This is a genomic window from Crocosphaera sp. (genome assembly GCF_030064895.1).
In the GTDB taxonomy this organism is placed as follows: Bacteria; Cyanobacteriota; Cyanobacteriia; order Cyanobacteriales; family Microcystaceae; genus Crocosphaera.
The window spans coordinates 90778-110841 of record NZ_JASJEB010000006.1 but is presented as its reverse complement, the minus strand read 5'-3'; the positions used below and the strand labels follow the sequence as shown (position 1 = coordinate 110841).

Here is a 20064-nt window from a genome sequence, read left to right as displayed (position 1 = left end):
CTAATTCAACACGCTTAGAAACATCCTGTAAAGTTTGAGACGGAACAATAGAAAAGTCGAGTAATTCCCCCGAATGCCTTACTATTGTTAAATCTTTTTTCTTCTCAGGCAATAGTTTCTTTTGAGAATAGAAATTGGGTTTATCTCTTAGTTCCAGGGGAGGTAAGGTACAGGAAACATAACAAAAATCACCACTGGGGATAACATAATTAGTGCGATTTCTATCCCACCAACGAAAACGATCCCCGATTTGCCAGTTGTACCAATATTGACAAACCCTAAGCCATCTATTTAACTGGCTTTTTTGGGGTGTCTCTGGATAACATCGGTACTGGTAATTGAGGATCATTTTATAACTTGTTGAACATGAGTGATTATATAATTGATATCACTAATTAAGACAAGAGTTTCCAGAGCAAATTAATAAATTTTATTGGAAAGAGGTTTTTTGGAATAGCTCTTACTTTATAGCTTCTTGTGGTGGTGTCACTATTTCTACTCTTAAGAAATATGTTGAAAATCAAACTCGTCCTCACGAGTAATCTCGGACGGCAATTCATCCCACGCTGATTTGTGGTCATTTTTTGGGAAAATACAGCGTGGGGCTTCTTGCCGAAGAAGCTAAATTATTAATTCATCAATGCGATCGCTACGATAAAACCTGTTGTTGAATAATATTCGCAATCTTTTCTGCCGCCCCTGGTTTTCCTCTAACTTCTAATAAGCGATGATGAATTTTATTTAACTCCAAGGGATTTTCCAACCAATCTAACACCAACTCCGCTACTTTCTCCGCCTTCAATTCTCCCCTCAATTCCGGTACAATTTCTTCTTTTGCCCAAATATTAGGCCAAGCAAATAAACGACCAGTTTTTACCACCCTCGCATTAATCAATTTAGCCAACTGACTACCCAGCAAAGGTAAATTTGCTAAGATACCAGGAATACCGTCCCAAGTGCGCATAGCATCCAGTTGTTGGGTTGGCAGCAACACGATCATAGGGATACCTAAAGCACCCAACTCCGCAGTATTAGCCCCCACTGTAGTTAAGGTCAAACAACATTGCTGCAAGGGTTCATGTGCCGGAAATTGACTAATTAGTTCGACCTTTAACCCAGTTTTCGTCTGTAAATAATATTTTTTATTTTCTTCTTTTAATTGTCCACTCACACCCCCCATTTTCATCACAAAAGGATTATATTTAGGGTCAGCAAAGCGAACTAATGTTTCTATATCTATAGTGGGTGCGATAGGTAAAATAAAACGAGTTTGAGGTTTCTGTTCATAAATATGTTCAGCAATAGCTAAGCAAAGGGGAACCCCTTGAGTTAACTTTCCGGCCTTAGACCCAGGCAAAATTCCGATGATTGGATTAGCAGCCATCTCGATAAAATTTAGAGAGACTGGGGAAAAATCAGCCATTAAATCCCCAACAACACTCAATTTTTGCCTATAAGACCCAGGGATACCTTCAATGACCCTTTCATTCATCACAGCGAAAGAGTCTAACCAACGATACCATCTCGCTTCCCATTCAGCATAAATCACCGTACGGTATCCCAACCGCTTTCCAATCATCAGCGCATAAAACTGATCTCCTCCCAGAAATAAAACCACCCCTTGCTCTCGCCAATCCCAATTATCCCGAGTTTTTCCTAGTATTAGGAAAGAAAAAAACTCTTCACTGGACTGAACTCGATCCACTTCAGGATAACGGCGAGCAATGGCAGCTTCTTGCCCTGTACTATGGGGACAAGGAGATAACATCACTGAAATCCTAGTTTGCTCGCGATCCTCCCCTAATTGCTTCCTTAACGCCTTAACCACAGGCCGAACCCAGGTAGTAATTTCCCCTGGCCCATTGGAGAGAATGAGAAGATCAACGGATTTCATTGTTCTTGCCAACGAGAGCGAATTGAGAGTTTAGGATCGCTTTGACTTTGGGAACGAGAACGACGACGTACAAACTTGCGATTAGGTTCAGAACGTCGATGATAACTGGAACGATTACTATCTCCAGCCTCTTCATAGATTTCTAAATAGAGGGTTTGTTCCACTTGTTTAGCCGCGATCGCTAAAACCATCTGTATGGACTGAATATTCCGTCCTCCTCGTCCATAGATCCGTCCTTTGTCCCCTTCATCAACCGCTACTCTAATCCAGACCCGTTTTGTACTGGTAATTTCTTCGCAGTCAATTTTTAGGGAGTCTGGAGAGTCTAAGAGAGGTTCAATTAAAAATGAAAGCAGTTTTAAGTAATTGGGGGAGACAGAATAGGATAAATTAGAGGTATCAATCGATTTAACCATTAACTTGTTCAAATACTTTTGCTTTCTTGAGAATACTCCGTACCGTATCACTAGGTTGCGCCCCTTGTTTTAGGCGAGTTACGATAGCCGGAACGTTTAAGCGAGTTTCATCGGTTCTAGGGTTATAAAATCCTAGTTCTTCCAGGGGACGACCATCGCGACGATTGGCACTATTAATAGCCACAATTCTATAACTGACTTCTCGTTTTTTGCCGTATTTTTTTAGTCGTAACTTAATCATTTTGATTCTTTTAACTCCTAGTTGGCTTTGAGTTGTTTTTTGTTTGACTCGAACTTCTTATTATATCATGGGATTTTATCTAGGAACACCCTGAATAACAGGACGAATACCAGTACCATCAAATGGACCTGGATTACCGCCCCAATTAAAGTCGCTAATGCGCAGGGAAATCGAGCCAACCTTTAGCACTGTATTATAACGCAGGAGAATGCTGTAGGTTCGTCTACTATATTCCACATATAAATCCGTATTAATTTCTTCATCTGTATCGATGTTATAGGCACTTTGAACCCCAACTCGCACGGGACCATATAATTGCTGAGTTACACCCCAGTTTAAGGTTTTCAAGTCAGCAAAACGATCAAACAAAAAAGGAGAGGGATCTCCCCGCAGTGCTTGACTAAAGGTGAAATTAAACCCGGTATAATCCAGAAAAGGTCGAGAAAAATTGCCAATTTGTCCAGATAAACCAATACTACCTGAAAGGGAGGGTTGGGAGTCTCCATTACCATAGAGACTGGTAACACCGGTTACGCCTGTAGATAGGACTAAATAGGGTAAAACTGGCGTTGAAGTATATTTTAAGCCCTCTTCTGGGGTAGGATCTAAAGCTTCTCCAAACCACAACAAGAAAGGTTTATTTAAAGACGCTGCCCCTTGAAACCTAGTTAAACTCACACGACGATCATCTGAGTCAGCACCCAAGAGACTTTGGCGATCGGTATCTGCATTAACTGTTTGAAGTGACCCTTGATAGCTCACGTTTATCCCTGTTTTTTCGATAGGAATTTGAGGGGAAACCAACAGTACACCTAGGCTACTACGAACGGTTTGAAACCCTAAAGATCCATTAAAGAGGCGATCGCGATAATTATATTCCAATCTCACGTCATAGGGAGCGACCGGCTCACCGAAACGGTATTGTACAAAGGTTTTTGTCCGTAGGCGATCTTCAATATCATCCAATTCTAGACTGGTTAGGGACGATCTCGAAAAGAAGGTGGTTTGTGGACTTAAATTAGCGTTAAACTCATTGACAAAACCGACAGTAGGGGGACTAATTAAGTCAACGTCGTCTGGATCTTGTTCAAATAAATCTGTATTGCGATCGTCAACCGTCAATCCTTCTGGGGAAATCCCTTTTTGTAGGTAATATTGGGGTGTAACTTGCCAACTGACAGTATCGCTGTCGATGACATTAAATGCCCTTTCTACAAAGAAACCTCCGCGATCGCGATCATCGTAACCAAACCCAATTACTCCAGGTTGGCGATCGCGCCGATCAAAAATCAAACGATCTTGGGTGGGAAAGGAGTTGGCTTGATCGAGTACCACCCGTGAATTAGTAAGTTTCAGTTCATCCACTAAGGGGGCAATATTGCGATAAGTGGCTGTTTCTGCCCGTACTTCCACTTCAGGAGGGGAAAAGGGATCGTTGGTTAAACGAGCGTCAGTGGCCCGCCAACCCTCAGAATCGAATTCCATGCGATCAGCTTCAAAGCGAAGGCGGTTAATTTGGCCTCCACTACCTTCTCCCCCACTGCCTCCGATATCCTGAATATTTTCTTCTCCAAAGGACACACCGAAGGAGTAGCTGATCCCTTGTGCTTGAGTGATGCGTTGTAGGGGTTGTTCTAAGGCCAGTCTTTCATTGAGGGTTCGATTGGGAATTAAATTATTATCGACAGAGGTGGGTAAGGTTGGGGAAAAGTCTTGGCCGGTGGTGGGTTGATAAATTTCTCCATTGGCCTCAAAAATAACACCGCTATCTTGGACAAAATAATACTCGAAGCGTTCTCCTCTTAGGGTTTGTTCTCCGCGATCGAGAACCACATTGCCCTCAGCCACTGCAAATTGATCTGGAAGGTTAATCCAGAGGCGATCGGCCAATAAAACCCCATTGGCAAAGCGCATAATCACTTTACCTTCTGCATAAACCACTTGTCTTTCCGCGTCGTACTCCTGGCGATCGGACACTAATTCAACCACTGGTGCTGCTTCAGCCTGTGTTGAATTGGTATTTCCTACTCCTCCCTGAGCGAACGTTGAGGTCGGGGGGATGGATAATTCTAAGGGTTGTGTTTTTGTGTCTCGAGGTTTGAGGCGCAAGAGTCTGGCCTGATCCCCTTGGTCTTTTAAGCGGATAGTCTTTGAGACACCTTTTTGGAACCTGGGCTTAAATGGGGTTAACCTCGGCGATCGAGAGTTTCCTGTGCTGATGGGATCACCCAAGAGATCAGCAGCTTGTCCCCTGGATGGGAAAGAAGGGGTAAAATCTGGCTCTGAGATTGTTTCTGGTGCTGATAAATAAAATTCAACTACCTCTGGGGGAGACGTAGGAATATCTTCTGCCAATGGCAGTGTTACAGGTGTCTGTGGAAACTCAGAAGGTAATTGGGTGAACATTATTTCATCACCAGCATTTTCTCTAGGTTGCCCTGGAGAATTGGTCAAAAGCTCTAGGTGCTTTTCCTGACTAGGAGAAACAACAGTTTTGATTTGGGCTGGAGGATCAGGTGGTGGAACGAATGGGGCCATCTTAAATTAATAGTATCAAGCTCAAAGGTTTAGTGGCTACCTGCAGCGTGATCAATTGAAATGAGATGGGGACGAGCCATATCTCGCCCCTATCGTTTTACTCACCTAACTTAACACATCTAGATTTGAGCTTAGGTACTGCCCAAAAATTCCTATTCAAAGTCCTTACGTCCAGGGTTCCGAGTGGGGTCACTAGAAAGAAAACCGAAAACGAACAAAGAAATAAAGAAAGCCACAACAATGTAAACAGCAATTTTTAACGTTAGCATAGTATTTTGTTCTCCTTATGAGGGATTGATCCTGAAGAAATGTTAATAGTTCCTATCTGACTTTAACCCATATATGGACTTTTTGTCTTGGGCTGAAGCAATTTGATTCTTAATTCTAGACTGAGCATTCTCCAGATCGGCAGTCCTTCTCCTATAATCAAGGGAGGAATTTGTAGATGTAATTATCGTATTAATCAGATGGCACTGCTTACCACAGGAAAAGGATTTGTTCGCGCACTAGAGAAGTCATGCACCTTAGGGGTTTATGCTCCCCTAGAAGGAGGGTATGAAGGACGCTATCAAAGACGTTTACGCACCAATGGCTATGAAAGTCTATCCCTATCTGCTAGAGGTTTAGGGGATGTGGGGGCTTATTTGATGGGAATTCATGGGGTACGGCCTCCCCATTTAGGAAAAAAGGATATTGCTCAAAGTGCTGCCGTTGGACCAATATATTTCGTGCCCCCTATTGCTGCCTATCAACTCGAAAGTTTATCCTCTAGTTCCAAAGGCTTAGTTTTATGGATTATAGAGGGTTATATCCTTTCCAAAGCAGAATTAGAATATTTAGTCGCCTTACCTCAACAAGAACCTCGTCTGAAAGTGGTAGTTGAAATGGGAGGTGAAAGATACTTCCGTTGGCAACCCTTAGAAGAGTTGATTCAAGCAGCTTAAGTGGGACAAAAAAGGACAATCAAAACTAACTTATCCTCTATGGGATAAATAATCCCTACTCGTATACACGGTAGGGTTGTTCAATTCTGGCATCAAACTCAGGTATTATTAGGACTATGATTTCTTAATCACGCCAGTAATGTTTTCAGTATAACCTGTTTCTTCTCTTGAAAAGAGTTGACACATTGCTTGTAGCATATTAAGAATTGATACAATAGCCGATATAACTAAAGAGGGATCAAAGTAAGAAGCCATTATGTATATTGTCCAAGTAGCCTCGGAATGCGCCCCGGTCATTAAGGCTGGGGGTTTAGGTGATGTTGTTTTCGGGCTAAGTCGCGAACTCGAAAATCAAGGTCATATTGTAGACGTTATTCTTCCCAAATATGATTGTATGCGTTACGACCATATCATGGAATTACAGGAAGACTATAAGGATTTATGGGTACCTTGGGGAGGTGGTTCAGTTCACTGTACTGTCTTGCGTGGTAAAGTACATGGACTCAACTGTCTCTTTATCGAACCTCATGGTGAGGCTGGGAATTTCTTTAACCGAGGCAAATACTATGGGGACAATGATGATAACGTCCGCTTTGCTTTCTTTAGTAGAGCGGTGTTGGAATATATGTGTATGAGTGACAAGCGTCCTGAGATTATCCATTGTCATGACTGGCAAACGGGACTGCTGCCGGTAATGTTATTTGAACAGTATAAATATCGAGAGATGGATGGTCAACGGGTTTGTTATACCGTCCATAACTTTAAACATCAAGGAGGGGGTAGTGTTGCTATTTTACACGCGACCCAGTTGGATAATGAGGGTTATTATTTGAGTCCCGATCGCCTTAAAGATACCAGTATCCCCAATCATATTAACTTTATGAAGGCAGGTATCGTTTATTCTAATGCTGTCAATACTGTCTCCCCTCACCACGCTTGGGAAGCTCGTTTTAGCAATGAAGGTTATGGGTTAGGTGATATCCTTGCTGTTCATCAAGATAAGTTTAAAGGTATTCTCAACGGCTTAGACTATGGGGTATGGAACCCAGAACTAGATGAGCATATTTCCATGCAGTTTGGTCCAGATGATTTTGAATTAAAAGCCTATAACAAAAAAGCATTACGAGAACGGTTATGGTTAGAAGACAAAGATAGACCCATAATTGCCTATATTGGTCGTCTGGATGACCAAAAAGGAGTTGGTTTAGTTCTCCATGCTTTAGAATACGCCCTGAGAAGAAGCGCGCAGTTTGTTTTATTGGGATCAGCTACTTCTGACCACTTAAAGAATCTCTTTTGGCAGACAAAACATCGTTTAAATGATCACCCTGATGTTCATCTAGAACTGAGTTTTGATGAAGAATTATCCCACCTCATTTATGCAGGGGCAGATATGATGGTGGTTCCCAGTAATTACGAACCCTGTGGCCTAACTCAAATGATTTCCCTTAAATATGGAACCGTTCCCATTGTGCGTGCGGTTGGAGGGTTAGCTAATACTGTGTTTGATTACGATAATGATGAGAATCATCTGCCAGAAGAACGCAATGGCTTTGTCTTCCATCATACGGATCCCAGTGCCTTGGAATCAGCCATGCACCGTGCCTTAGAGCTATGGTACACCGATCGCGAAGCATTCAACAAATTAGCGGTTCAAGGAATGCGTTGTGACTATTCTTGGCGCAACCCTGTGGAAAAATATATTGAAGTTTATGAAACGATCAAAGCCTAATTATGGTTGATATTCTCTCCTGTTATAACTACATTGAAGTTATAACAGGAGATTTTATTTTTTGAGTGAGGACACTATCGGAGTTAATGTGTGGGTAACATCATCAACTAGCAACGTTAAAACCCCAACGGCCATTGCTTTGGGTAACTTTGACGGTATCCATCTAGGACATCGACAAGTTATTAAACCAATTATAGAATTTGGAGAGGAGTATATCCCCACCCTGGTCACTTTTACTCCCCATCCTCAAGAATTTTTTAGTGGCAAAAGCAGACAATTATTAACGCCTCTGACAGAGAAGGTCAAACGCTTAGAGTCTCTGGAGATCGAGCAGTTAGTGCGTTTACCTTTTGATCGCAGTTTAGCCTCTCTGGGTCCTCAAGCTTTTGTGGAAGATATTTTAATTAAGCAGCTAAATGTTAAATATATCAGTGTGGGGCAAGACTTTCGCTTTGGCAAGGGAAGAGAAGGAACTGCCCAAATGTTGCAAGAATTGGCCCAAAAGTTCGGGGTCTTTGTTCATATTACCAAGTTAAAAACCTGTGTCAGTGAAGAGAGTGGTTTACGTATTAGTAGTTCGAGAATTCGTCAATGTTTAGCTGTTGGCAATGTTAGACAAGCTCAAGACATGTTGGGTTATCCTTATTCATTGGAAGGAATGGTGGTTAAAGGTCAACAAGTGGGCAGAAGTATTGGTTTTCCCACCGCTAACCTACAGGTAGCCTCGGAAAAATTATTACCCCGTCGTGGTGTTTATTGTGTTCGTGTTATTTTAGCCACAGAAGAAGTTATTAAGGGTGTGATTAATATTGGCAGTCGTCCCACAGTCAATGGTCAAGTTCCTACAGTAGAAGTGCATTTGTTAGATTGGTCGGGAAACTTATATGGAACTTTTTTAAGAGTTCGCTTAGAAAAATTTTTACGCTCTGAACAAAAATTTCCTTCTTTGGATGCTCTCAAACATCAAATTATGCAAGACTGTATTCTAGCTCGTCAAATATTAAGCTAGGATTTTTAGCTGTCCGCCGCGAGAAGCCGAACGCTGTATTGTCTCCGGAGTTTAACAATCGCTGAAACAATCAGGGTCGGATGAATCGCGGACAGGGTTTGTGATATAATCAAGGGGCTTGGCACGGCAAGTAAATAGCGACAACCAAGCTATATACATCTGGAAATTTGATTAACCGTGTACTCTGACCTTCGGGACGAGGGGCAAAGCCTATCGCCTTGATGTGAGACTTGCTGCTCTTCTGAGCAGAAAGCTGTCGATTGGGTAGGAAGCCAACGCCAAATCGAAGATTATAGCGTAGGTAGTTCACGAGTTAAACAGTGAATGAAAAAATGGACTTGAGTGATTTTTCAATGTTGGATCTTTTTAGCTTGGAAGTAGAAACCCAAGGGGAAGTTCTCAATGATCACCTTCTCACCCTAGAAAACCAACTGCAAGACTCATCAAATGCTCAAGGGTCTATTTCCTTGTTAGAAGCTCTGATGCGAGCTTCTCATTCCATTAAAGGGGCAGCGAGAATTGTCCAAATTGAACCGGCGGTGAAAATTGCTCACGTCATGGAAGATTGTTTCATGGCAGCTATGGAGAGAACTATCACCATTACCCCCAATCATATCGATGTTCTCCTACAAGGGGTGGACTTTTTACAATCGGTTGGAAAGGTTGAACAGAATGAGTTTAATACTTGGCTGTCTGAACAGGAAGCTAACTCGGAAAAAATTGTTGAGGCGATCGCTTATATTCTCAATCCTCAGCAAACAGATACTACTCAAGAAACTGAGGATGATACCTTATCTGAATTTGATCTTTCTTTAGATGATGTTTTTCCCGAGGATGGAGAAGACACGATTCTCTTTAGTCCTGATAGCAAGGCTGCTGCTCATTTTTTACAGGAACCATCATCAGAGGGCGAAACCTCAGATACAGAGGAGGTTATTAGTTGGGTTGATGAGGAAGAAGAGGGGGTTACAGACTTAAATAGTTTAACCTCAGATAGTTCCCCAATAGATTCTGAAGAGATGATACCCACCACCTCTTTAATGTCGGCTTCGGGGACGGCAAATTCTAAAGATCGCTTTGTCAGGGTCAGCACAGATAACTTAAACCGTCTCATGGGTTTAGCTGGGGAATCTTTGGTTGAAGCGACGGCTTTGACTCCCTTATCTGAGTCTTTTTTAAACTTAAAAAAAAGTCAATTAGAATTATCACAATTATTAGAACAATTACAAGTCAATTTAGTGCAAACGCCTCTATCTAAAGAAACAGAAAACTATTTGAGTGATTTGGTTCATAAAGAAAGGGAATGTCGGGCAATTCTTAACGATCGCTTAAATGCTTTAGAACAGTTTAGTTATCGTTCTTTTAATTTATCGGATCGTTTATATCGGGAAGTTATTGCTACTCATATGCGTCCTTTTGAAGAAGGGGTCAGTAGTTTTCCTCGTATGGTTAGAGATTTAGCTAGACAGTTAAAGAAGCAGGTGAAATTAGAAATTATTGGTAAATTAACGATGGTTGATCGGGATATTTTAAGGAAATTAGAAGCCCCTTTAACACAAATTTTGCGGAATGCGATCGATCATGGAATTGAGTTCCCTGATGAGAGAGTAGCTCAAGGAAAACCACCAGAAGGGACTATTTCTTTAGAAGCAAACCATCGTTTCGGAATGTTATCTATTACTATTTCTGATGATGGTAAAGGTATTGATTTGGATAAATTACGAGCATCTATTATCAAAAAAGGTTTAGTTACAGAGGAAATGTGTCGGGAATTAAACGAAACGGAGTTAATGGAATTTATTTTCTTACCTAATTTTTCTACAGCGAATCAAGTGACGGAAATTTCGGGTCGGGGTGTGGGATTAAATATTGCTAAAACAATGGTTCAAGAAGTGGGTGGTAATCTTCAGGCTATTTCTAAACCAGGAAAGGGCATGAATTTCCATTTTCAACTGCCTTTAACTTTGTCGGTTATTCGTACTTTATTAGTGGAAATTGGTGGAGAACCTTATGCTTTTCCTCTATCTCGTATTGAAAAAATTCTAACTTTGAATTTTGAAGATATTTATTCTGTTGAGAATAGACAGTATTTTACCTTAAATAATCAAAATATCGGTTTAGTTAGGGCCGAACAAGTGTTAGAATTAACTTCCAATTCGACTCCTACAGAACCTTTATCTGTAATTGTTGTTAGTGATCAAATGAATCGTTATGGCTTAGTTATTGATCGCTTTTTGGAGGAAAAAAGTTTAGTGGTTCGTCCTTTAGATCCTCGCTTGGGTAAGGTTCAAGATATTACTGGGGCTGCTTTACTAGAGGATGGTTCACCCATTTTAATTATCGATGTTTTGGATTTAGTCCGTTCTCTTGATAAGATTTTGGCTAACATTTCTATTAATCATGTTAAAACGAAAGAGGAAAGGAATTGGCATCAATCTAGTAAAAATATTTTAGTGGTCGATGATTCGATTACGGTTCGAGAAATGGAAAGAAAATTGTTAGAAAATAAAGGCTATAAAGTTGATGTTGCTGTTGATGGAATGGAAGGCTGGAATGCAGTTCGTGTTGGTAATTATGATTTAGTTATTAGTGATGTTGATATGCCTCGTATGAACGGAATTAAGTTGGTTCATAAGATTAAAAGTAACCCACAGTTGAAATCGACTCCTGTGATTATTGTTTCCTATAAAGATCGAGAAGAAGATCGCTTACAAGGGTTAGAAGTAGGGGCAGATTATTATCTAACAAAAAGTAGTTTTCATGATGATACTTTAATCAATGCTGTTATTGACTTAATTGGTAAAAATGAAACTTAGATAAATTTGTATGGTGTAATATATGCGGTTAATGATTGTAAAATTACTCACCTTACATTGTTCCTAAATATTCTAAATTTTCTTCACTTGCTTCTGGAATAGACTTTTGAATAATATAGGGTAAATAAGCTCCTTTTAATCCTTTTTTAATTCTCTCTAAGCTATGTTCAAAGATAACAAACAAAGGATAAACTTTCTCACCTCCTTCGCTTAACATATGTTCTTCTTTCATAGGCATTAACCATTCATAATCTTTATCCAAATGAATTTGAGTTTGTCGCCAACGTCCCAATAAATGTGAAAAATCTTCATGAGGACGATGAATAAAAACAATAATTTCTGACCCTAACTTAATTTTCCATTCTGGGTCACAGATGAGAATAGCTAAATCACAAGGTAACTCGATCGCTTCTTGAATATTAGGAGAACTCAAACGACTTTCGCTCAAAGGTTGTGGTTGACGAACTTTCACTACTGGGAGAGGAATAGTCATCAAACTTTCTTCGGGACGACGTAAACTAGGGAGCATTTCTAAATAAGAACGATTCTGTTTTAAGAGAGAAATAGCACCCAAGCGATCGCTATATTCGCATAAAAGTTGTTCGTAGTGAGATGGTTTAATAGACATAAGAAAATGAATAATAAAATAGACCCTAAAAAGATTATAGAGACGCTAGAAAAAACGCCTCTATAAGTTGGCAAAATTGACAAACTTTTTACACTAGTTGGTCGAAAATTTTGAACATAGGTAGATACATAGATAAGAGAATAACCCCTACCATACCAGCAATACCGACCATCATTAACGGTTCAATGACACTGGTTAGAGCTTTCACCGCTTGTTCCACTTCATCTTCATAAAAATCAGCCACTTTCATCATCATGGCATCCAGTTCCCCTGTTTCTTCGCCAATACAAATCATTTGAATCGCTAACTGCGGAAAAACATTGGCATTTTGTAGAGCTAAACTCATCATACCACCCTGTTGAATTTCCGCTTGGGCCCCGGCCACTGCATTAGCAATCACCTTATTTCCTACAGTGTTACAAACAATTTCTAAAGAGGTTAAAATAGGAACCCCAGAACGAGTTAACGTCCCAAAAACTCTGCAAAAACGCGCTACAGCAGACTTTTCATTTAAGTCACCAAATAGGGGCATTTTTAGGAGAAACTTATCAATTTGTAAACGACCAACAGGAGTTTTATAGTATTGTTTAATACCAACAACCAAGACGATAGAACCCACAATAGGAATTAAAATTTTCCAGCTTCTCATAATACCACTTAAATAAAGCATAAATTGGGTTAAAGCTGGTAAGTCTGCCCCTAAATCTTCAAAAATTCCTGCAAAAACTGGGATCAAAAATATGGTCATAGCAAAGAAAACTATCACGGCTAAAAGACCAACCGTAACCGGATAGGCCATGGCGGACTTAATTTGGTTTTGCAGTCGGGCCATATCTTCGAGAAGTTTAGCCAGACGATTTAACACTTCATCCAGTACTCCCCCCATTTCCCCAGCTTCTACCATACTGACATACAGTTGATCAAAACAGTCTGGATGTTTACCTAAAGCGTCGGATAAACTAATCCCTTGTTGTACCTCAGCACTAATAGCTGATAAAGCCTTTTTCATTTTAGGATTTGTCGCTTGATCGGATAAAACACCCAAACAACGAACAATAGCAACCCCCGCATTAATCATTACAGAAAATTGACGGGAAAATACAGCTTTATCCTTAACAGTGACATTACTTAAAGCTCCCTCGATACCTGATAAATCAAATTGTATTCCTGCTTCGCTGATTTTTCCAATAGCAGGATATTGCTGTCTAAGCATTGCCCTTGCTTGTTCAGGTGAGGTTGCTTCAACTTTTTGCTTAGAAACTTTTCCTTTTAAGTTTTTGACTTGAGCGATATAAGTAGGCATTTTCTTTCATATAAAATAAACAGTAATTTAAACCCTGCCGTTAACGAGGATTTATTGCTAACTAACGACGAGACTTACTTTTTGCTCTCATATTTGCCCCACCAATTAAGCGTTGTAACTCATCGGGTTTACCACTTTTAGAAACAGCTTCCTCAAAGGAAACTGTCCCACTAATAACTAAGTTTGCTAAAGCTTGTTCCATAGTCTGCATTCCTAGTTTCATTCCTGTTTGAATAGAGGAATAAATTTGACCCGCTTTTCCTTCTCGCATCAGGTTAGCGATCGCAGGGGTAACAATCATAATTTCTTGAGCCATTGCCCGACCAAATTCTCCTGGTTTGGGTTTATGTTTCTTAACTAAACATTGACTAAAGACAGCGATCAAAGAGTTAGATAACATTGCCCTAATTTGTGCCTGTTGATTCGCTGGAAATACATCAACAATACGGTCAACAGTACCGGCAGCTGAATTAGTGTGTAAAGTCCCAAAAACTAAGTGTCCTGTTTCTGCTGCGGTGATGGCTAAACCGATGGTTTCTAAGTCCCGCATTTCCCCCACCAGAATGATGTCAGGATCTTCCCGTAAAGAAGCTTTTAAGGCATTAGCAAAGGATTTAGTATCTTCCCCTTTTTGTCGTTGATGAAAGAGACTTTTAACATTAGGAAAAACATATTCAATGGGATCTTCAACGGTTAAAATATGTTCTTGTCTAGTACGATTAATCAAGTCTAAAATAGCTGCTAAAGTAGTCGTTTTACCCGATCCCGTTTGACCAGTTACTAACACCATACCCCGAGGACGTTCAGCCATTTCTCGGACAATATTAGGCAGTCCTAACTGTTCAAAATTAGGAATTTTCGAGGATAAAGCCCTTAAACAAGCGGCGTAACAACCCCGTTCTTTATAAACATTGACCCGAAACCGTGCCAGCCCTTTCACCCCATAAGAACAGTCTAATTCCCAGTTTTGTTCTAACTCTTTTCTTTGACTATTATTGAGCATACTGAAAATTAATTTTTGACTTTCTTGGGGAGAAAGGGGTTCATCGTCAATGGGGGCTAATTTACCACTAGCACGAAAATAAATGGGCGCACCGGCTTGAATGTGCATATCAGAACCCCCCATTTCCACAAGTTGTTCCATCAAATCTTCAATCATCATTTCCATTAGATTCTTCTCCTTAGATAAATAAAATTGAGTAAAAATTAAACTCCGAACTCAGGTGGATTAAGTAAATCTGGGAGTCATACAATAAGGGCAGTCCATCCACTCCGGTTCGAGTACCGCAGAACAGTTTTTACATTCCAAGGAACTCTTGCGCTTCGCTTTTAATTCAGCTTCGAGCCCTGTATCAGTAAAGGTTACCCGTTCCACTTCTTCAAGGGTTGTATAACCTTCTTGAACCAGTTGTAAGCTGTAAGCCAAGATAGTTACCATTCCTTCTTCCACAGCCGCTTCCTTAATGCGATCGGTGGTTGCGCCTTCATTAATCAGGCTTTGAATCCGTTCTGTATTACGCATCACCTCATAAACCCCAACCCGTCCCTTGTAGCCACTACCCCCACATTTTTGGCATAGAGAGCCATTTTGTTTAGCTTCGGCTATTTCCTCTGGGGTCAATTTATTAGCCTTATAGATGGTCATTTCTTCATCATTAGAAGCAGACAGACCAAAACGGGCTAATTCTTCTTTGGTTGGTTTGTAAGGGATTCGACATTCACTACAGACCCGACGCATTAACCGTTGCGCTAGTACCCCTAATAACGCCCCAGAAATCATAAAGGGTTCAACCCCCATTTCATCGAGACGAGCAACTGCCCCAGGGGCATCGTTGGTGTGTAGGGTAGTTAAAACTAAGTGACCGGTTAAGGCTGCTTCGATGGCCGTTTTCGCCGTTTCTACGTCCCGAGTTTCCCCCACCAGAATAACGTCGGGATCTTGTCGCATAAATGCCCGTAAAATAGAGGCAAAGTTCATCCCTTTTTCTCGAATCACCTGAACCTGAGTAATACCGGGTAAAGAGTATTCGATAGGATCTTCGGCGGTGCTAATATTCACCCCGGGGTTATTTCTTTCTGCTAAAACTGAATATAAACTGGTCGATTTACCTGAACCGGTTGGCCCCGTTACCAAAAACAGGCCAAAGGGACGACTGGCCAAGTCTCGGACGATTTCCAGGGTTTCTTGGTTAGTAATTAGTTTATCTAAACCTAACTGAGTTGCAGAGTTATCTAAAATCCGTAAACAAACTTTTTCCCCGTAACGACTGGGTAAGGTATTAACGCGAAAATCTACTTTTCGACCTTGATAAATGCGTCGAATCTTACCATCTTGAGGAAGACGACGTTCAGCAATATCGAGATCCGCCATAATTTTAAAGCGCGCTACCACCGCCGGGGTAACTTTCCGGGGAAGGGGATCAAACGCTTGTTGGAGTACCCCATCTTTACGGAAACGAACGCCAAGGGTTTCTTCTTGGGGTTCCACATGAATATCGGAAGTGCCTTCTTGGAGGGCTTTGGCAAGAATTTTATTGACTAAATTAATAACCGGGGCCTGACCCGCATCGTTAGAATCAAGAGCATCGTGGCTCTCATCTTCTTCTTCACTCATGTTTGCATCGAGATCACCCACAATGTCCGTGAGATCGGCCATTTTATTGAGGGCTTCTTCTTTAGAGATGCGTTCGTTTTCTACATCGATCTCCTGTTGAATTTCATGATACTGTTGCAATAAGCCGTCATAATCTTCTTGGGTGATAACCATACGGCGTAGGTCTAAATTTCTCGCCCTCAAAATGCGGTTTAAGTCATCTTGTGCCGCAAGGTTATCAGGATCAACCATGGCCACCAATATAGAAGGTGGGTCACCGTCGTGTCTGGATAAGGGTAAAATTTTATGGCGACGACAAATATCAAAAGAAATTAAGGAATTAATTAATTCAGCCATCTGGCGATCCGCGACAGGAGATACTTCGGGATCGATGGAGTCAACACCATAGAGAATTTTTAGTTCAAATAAATGGTGTTTTTTATGTTGTCGTAATAAATCGGGGGATAAGGGTTCCCCTGTCATCACCTGTAACACATCGGTTAAAGGACGACCAGTTTTACGGGTTTCCACCAGGGCCTGTTTCATCTGATCTGGCCCGACGTATCCGACTTCGATCAGTTTGTTGCCAAAGGGTGAAAAGTAATTACGCAGGGCAACTGCCCGGTTGCGTTTGGAAGAGGTTAAGTTTGAGGTAGACAAAGATGACATAAGGCAGTAATTATAGGCTGCTTACGTGCTTATCATTCCCAAAACTGCCCTCAAAATTACCATGGTGAGAAAGATTTTTTTTAAAGCCTAAATCAAACTGAGTTCGGTGTTAGGAAATTTACACGAAATTAGGTTTAACTCACATCTTGCAGCTTCGATAAAAGTAGCTAATTTAGAGGGGTAACAGGGAACAGGATTTATTTTGACTGTAACTGCTTGAGAATTGATGAAAGTTTCTTTTGTTGTTGAGTTTTCCTATATTGGTGCAAGATATCAGTATGAGGATGAATCAACTGAAAAACCCGAAACCAGCGATAAAATACTTGTATGATAGCTATCTTAAGGATATTCAAGCTAAGTTAACCAAAGATGGAAAAATTGACCCTGATAACCCTGGCAATAATTCCCTGAAACAATGGGGAAAAGTCCGAGTTGGTGATAAATTGGTTAAAATGTTGTTCAAGGAACTGATTGGATCTTACCGCCATCATAGATTAAGGTAACAAGACGAAAAGGAGAGCTTGCGCCCTCCTTTTTAGATGATCGTTGAAAAAGGAAAATCTTACACTAAAATCAGAACAAGTATACATATCCCTATAGAATATGAGGTTAGTTATGATCAAATCATTCATACGTTGGAGTGCCACCCTTAGTTTATTAGGAAGTACCTTAATTGGTACGTGGTTTGCTCAAATGCCTAAAGTTATAGCTCTCCCTGAAACTGAAGTGGTCAAAGTTTTACAAGGAGTTCCAGTTTTTACTATCACTACAGACGAAGGATCACCTTTAATTCGGACATTAGAAGATGATCGGAAGATAATACAGGTTTTTATTAGCCAGCAAGATGCCAACCAATTTTTGACTCAATTCAAAGAAGTTCAACCGGAACTAGCAAATCAATTTAAGGTACAAGCACTTTCTTTAGGGGAAGTTTATCGTGTTGCTTTGACCAGTAACAAAGAACAAGAGCCTTTCACATTTGCTTATATTCCTATGAGAAGCGCGGTGGAGTCGGCAAAAAAAGTTCTCAGTGATAATGGACAAGAATATCAGGGAGGAGTTCCCTTATTTATCCTTCGGGGTGGTCCTGAAAATAGTATGTTAACTATTCAACAAAACGATCAAGAAGTGATCCCTTTCTTCTTTGAAAAAGCCCCCATTCAAGCCATCGCCGAACAAATGAAGAAAGATCAACCCGATATTGCCGCAACCATGAAAATTGAAGTGGTTCCCTTGGAATTTGTCATCGGTTTATTACAAAGTGAAGATGATGCCATGCTCAAACAGATACAGTTAGTTCCTTCCGAGGAAACCATAAAATTTATTCAAGACGCTATCCAATCTCAGCAAAATCAAGGTCAATAAAATTCTCATTGAACACCATTAAAAATCCCCAGATATTTAGGTTTGGGGGTTTTATCTGTTTTTAGATTTGTTATAGTGATCAACAAAAACACGATGAAAAGTATAATTCGTTGGGGTTTAACATTAGGAATACTGATCAATCCCATTACTAATCTTAGTTTAACGCAGCCAATCCCAGTGGTTGCCCTCCCAAAATCAGTAATTGTAGATTTTTTGTCGGGAGTTCCTGTTTATAGTTTAATCAATCAACAAGGCTCTCCTATTGGTCGTCAATTAGATAATGGTAGCGTCATTACTCCTGTGTTTATGAGTCGCAGAGAAGCTGAAGCTTTGGCCACAGAGTTACGACGAATAGATCCTGAAACTGCTAGTTCCTATAGCATTCAAGTGCTTCCCCTCAGCCGTATTTATGAGGTTGCAAGGGAAAATTCGGGCAACTCAACCCGTCTCTTTCTCGATTATATTCCTAATACCAGAGAAGCAGAGGTTGCGCGCAACTTAGCCAGGGAAAGAGGTCAAGAATATCCAGGAGATGTGCCTTTATATCTGGCAAAGATTGAATCTAATCAATCTTATCTAACTATCAAACAAAATGATCAAGACGTTGTTCCTATTTTCTTTGAAAAAGCGACTATTGATCAATGGATCAAGAGGGTTGTTGAAGCTCAACCGGAGCTTGGTGATAGTATAACCATTAATGTTATTTCTTTGAGTAATTTAATTGCTAATTTGGAAAACAATGATAACAATTTCCTCAGAAGTTTGCTGTTGTGGCCTTCTGAAGAAATGATACAAATTATTCGTTCTAATTCTCAAAATCAACCTCAATAAATTAAAGATGGCCTCTGTGTTTTCTGTCTCCGGCCTAGAATTAGCTAAATGGTATCATTGGGCTAAACAAGAAGCGATCGCTGCTGAGATATCGCCCTCAGAAGTAGACTGGTTGCTTCAAGCAGTGACTTCTTTAGATAGTTTATCGTTGCGCTTGGGGTTATTCAAAGAGCGATGGCAAATTCCTCTAGAATACTCTTTATCAGAATTAACCCAACTATGGCAACGTCGGGTTAAACAGAGAGTCCCTTTGCAATATTTAGTGGGGATTACTCCTTGGCGACGGTTTTCTTTAAAAGTATCTCCCGATGTCTTAATTCCTCGTCCTGAAACGGAATTAATGATTGATTTTGCTGTTAACGCAGCGAAACAGAGTCCTAACCCGGATCTAATCTTTGGCCATTGGGTGGATCTGGGTACGGGAAGTGGTGCGATCGCCCTTGGACTAGGGGATAGTTTTCCTGAAGCAACTATTCATGCTGTAGATACTAGCAGCAAAGCTTTAACCATTGCCCAAGAAAATGCTGTTAAAGAGGGATTTTCGTCTAGAATTAACTTTTATCAAGGATCGTGGTGGAGTCCTTTGCAACAGTTAAAAGGACAAGTCAGCGCAATTGTGTCTAACCCTCCCTATATCCCCACTGCTTTACTGTCTCAACTACAACCAGAAGTGAAAGAACATGAACCCATACTCGCGTTAGATGGGGGAAATGAGGGTTTAGAGGCAATTAATCATCTTATCGATACTTCTCCTGATTATCTGGTTTCAGGGGGCATTTTTTTAGTGGAAATGATGGCTGGACAAGGAGAACAAGTTAAACGATTATTAGAAGCATCTGGTCATTATCAATCTATTCAGATTTTACCGGATTTAGCAGGAATTGGTCGCTTTGCAATAGCATATCGTTGTTGATCTTCGCATTGATTTTAATCTATTGTTTAATGGGTTTTGATTCAATATAATCTATGCTTATGGATTTAATTAAATTTTTTTTATCATTTACTACCTTAATCATAAATTTTTTTTACATCAAGATGCTAAACTAATTTATTAAGTTGACTAATTCAGTTCCCACCGATTTACC

Annotated in this window: 18 protein-coding genes and 1 pseudogene; 9 read left to right on the top strand and 10 right to left on the bottom strand. The window is 40.5% G+C overall.

Annotated elements, in window-relative coordinates:
* Window positions 1–349: helix-turn-helix domain-containing protein (locus tag QNJ66_RS02915; protein ID WP_300502865.1), on the bottom strand; the 349-nt coding region annotated here is incomplete at its 3' end.
* A 46-nt stretch (window positions 350–395) separates the two neighbouring features.
* On the opposite strand from QNJ66_RS02915, the pseudogene QNJ66_RS02910 reads away from it, so the two are divergent.
* A pseudogene (locus tag QNJ66_RS02910) lies at window positions 396–542 on the top strand (transposase); the annotation flags it as partial.
* A 107-nt stretch (window positions 543–649) separates the two neighbouring features.
* Here QNJ66_RS02910 and QNJ66_RS02905 read toward each other — a convergent pair.
* From QNJ66_RS02905 to QNJ66_RS02885, 5 genes are all read right to left on the bottom strand, one after another.
* On the bottom strand, window positions 650–1894 hold the full coding sequence (locus tag QNJ66_RS02905) for a lipid-A-disaccharide synthase (RefSeq protein WP_300502863.1): 1245 nt from the start codon (window positions 1892–1894) through the stop codon (window positions 650–652).
* Window positions 1891–2310: a KH domain-containing protein gene (locus QNJ66_RS02900; RefSeq protein ID WP_300502861.1), complete on the bottom strand. Its 420-nt coding sequence runs from the start codon at window positions 2308–2310 to the stop codon at window positions 1891–1893. Before QNJ66_RS02900 ends, QNJ66_RS02905 begins: the two co-directional genes overlap by 4 nt.
* Window positions 2303–2551 carry a 30S ribosomal protein S16 gene (gene rpsP / locus QNJ66_RS02895; protein WP_300502859.1) on the bottom strand — a complete coding sequence of 83 codons (249 nt, stop codon included), beginning with the start codon at window positions 2549–2551 and terminating at the stop codon, window positions 2303–2305. The genes QNJ66_RS02900 and rpsP overlap by 8 nt, the downstream gene beginning before the upstream one ends.
* Window positions 2552–2626: 75 nt before the next feature.
* The gene (locus tag QNJ66_RS02890) at window positions 2627–5089 is read right to left on the bottom strand and encodes a DUF3769 domain-containing protein (RefSeq protein WP_300502858.1); all 2463 of its coding nucleotides are present in this window, start codon (window positions 5087–5089) and stop codon (window positions 2627–2629) included.
* 152 nt (window positions 5090–5241) lie between these two features.
* Entirely contained in the window at window positions 5242–5358 is a 117-nt protein-coding gene (locus tag QNJ66_RS02885) for a photosystem II reaction center protein I (protein ID WP_008276509.1), read from the bottom strand.
* A gap of 198 nt (window positions 5359–5556) precedes the next feature.
* Here QNJ66_RS02885 and QNJ66_RS02880 point away from each other — a divergent pair, with 198 nt between their 5' ends.
* From QNJ66_RS02880 to QNJ66_RS02865, 4 genes are all read left to right on the top strand, one after another.
* Window positions 5557–6033 (top strand): NAD(P)H-quinone oxidoreductase subunit N, encoded by a 477-nt coding sequence (locus tag QNJ66_RS02880; protein WP_300502853.1) that lies wholly within the window; start codon window positions 5557–5559, stop codon window positions 6031–6033.
* Window positions 6034–6289: 256 nt separating this feature from the next.
* Window positions 6290–7765: a glycogen synthase GlgA gene (gene glgA, locus QNJ66_RS02875; RefSeq protein ID WP_300502852.1), complete on the top strand. Its 1476-nt coding sequence runs from the start codon at window positions 6290–6292 to the stop codon at window positions 7763–7765.
* Between the two features lie 88 nt (window positions 7766–7853).
* Window positions 7854–8774: a bifunctional riboflavin kinase/FAD synthetase gene (locus QNJ66_RS02870; RefSeq protein ID WP_300502872.1), complete on the top strand. Its 921-nt coding sequence runs from the start codon at window positions 7854–7856 to the stop codon at window positions 8772–8774.
* A 353-nt stretch (window positions 8775–9127) separates the two neighbouring features.
* Window positions 9128–11590 carry a hybrid sensor histidine kinase/response regulator gene (locus tag QNJ66_RS02865; protein ID WP_300502850.1) on the top strand — a complete coding sequence of 821 codons (2463 nt, stop codon included), beginning with the start codon at window positions 9128–9130 and terminating at the stop codon, window positions 11588–11590.
* Between the two features lie 52 nt (window positions 11591–11642).
* Here the strand turns inward: QNJ66_RS02865 and QNJ66_RS02860 are convergent, their stop codons facing one another.
* The 4 genes from QNJ66_RS02860 to QNJ66_RS02845 all read right to left on the bottom strand — a co-directional run bounded on the left by QNJ66_RS02860 (window position 11643) and on the right by QNJ66_RS02845 (window position 16783).
* Window positions 11643–12218: a hypothetical protein gene (locus tag QNJ66_RS02860; protein ID WP_300502848.1), complete on the bottom strand. Its 576-nt coding sequence runs from the start codon at window positions 12216–12218 to the stop codon at window positions 11643–11645.
* Between the two features lie 88 nt (window positions 12219–12306).
* The gene (locus QNJ66_RS02855) at window positions 12307–13521 is read right to left on the bottom strand and encodes a type II secretion system F family protein (protein WP_300502846.1); all 1215 of its coding nucleotides are present in this window, start codon (window positions 13519–13521) and stop codon (window positions 12307–12309) included.
* A 61-nt stretch (window positions 13522–13582) separates the two neighbouring features.
* Window positions 13583–14689 carry a type IV pilus twitching motility protein PilT gene (locus QNJ66_RS02850; RefSeq protein ID WP_300502844.1) on the bottom strand — a complete coding sequence of 369 codons (1107 nt, stop codon included), beginning with the start codon at window positions 14687–14689 and terminating at the stop codon, window positions 13583–13585.
* Between the two features lie 60 nt (window positions 14690–14749).
* Window positions 14750–16783 (bottom strand): type II/IV secretion system protein, encoded by a 2034-nt coding sequence (locus QNJ66_RS02845; protein ID WP_300502842.1) that lies wholly within the window; start codon window positions 16781–16783, stop codon window positions 14750–14752.
* Between the two features lie 284 nt (window positions 16784–17067).
* Between QNJ66_RS02845 and QNJ66_RS02840 the strand changes: the two genes are divergently transcribed.
* The 4 genes from QNJ66_RS02840 (at window position 17068) to prmC (ending at window position 19892) form a co-directional block, all read left to right on the top strand.
* The gene (locus tag QNJ66_RS02840; RefSeq protein ID WP_300502840.1) at window positions 17068–17286 is read left to right on the top strand and encodes a hypothetical protein; all 219 of its coding nucleotides are present in this window, start codon (window positions 17068–17070) and stop codon (window positions 17284–17286) included.
* A 112-nt stretch (window positions 17287–17398) separates the two neighbouring features.
* Window positions 17399–18148: a Tic22 family protein gene (locus QNJ66_RS02835; RefSeq protein ID WP_366146270.1), complete on the top strand. Its 750-nt coding sequence runs from the start codon at window positions 17399–17401 to the stop codon at window positions 18146–18148.
* Between the two features lie 93 nt (window positions 18149–18241).
* Window positions 18242–18979, top strand: coding sequence for a Tic22 family protein (locus QNJ66_RS02830; RefSeq protein WP_300502838.1), 738 nt, complete (start codon window positions 18242–18244; stop codon window positions 18977–18979).
* 7 nt (window positions 18980–18986) lie between these two features.
* Complete coding sequence (prmC, locus tag QNJ66_RS02825) at window positions 18987–19892, top strand: peptide chain release factor N(5)-glutamine methyltransferase (RefSeq protein ID WP_300502837.1); 906 nt, start codon at window positions 18987–18989, stop codon at window positions 19890–19892.
* Window positions 19893–20064: the final 172 nt, after the last annotated feature.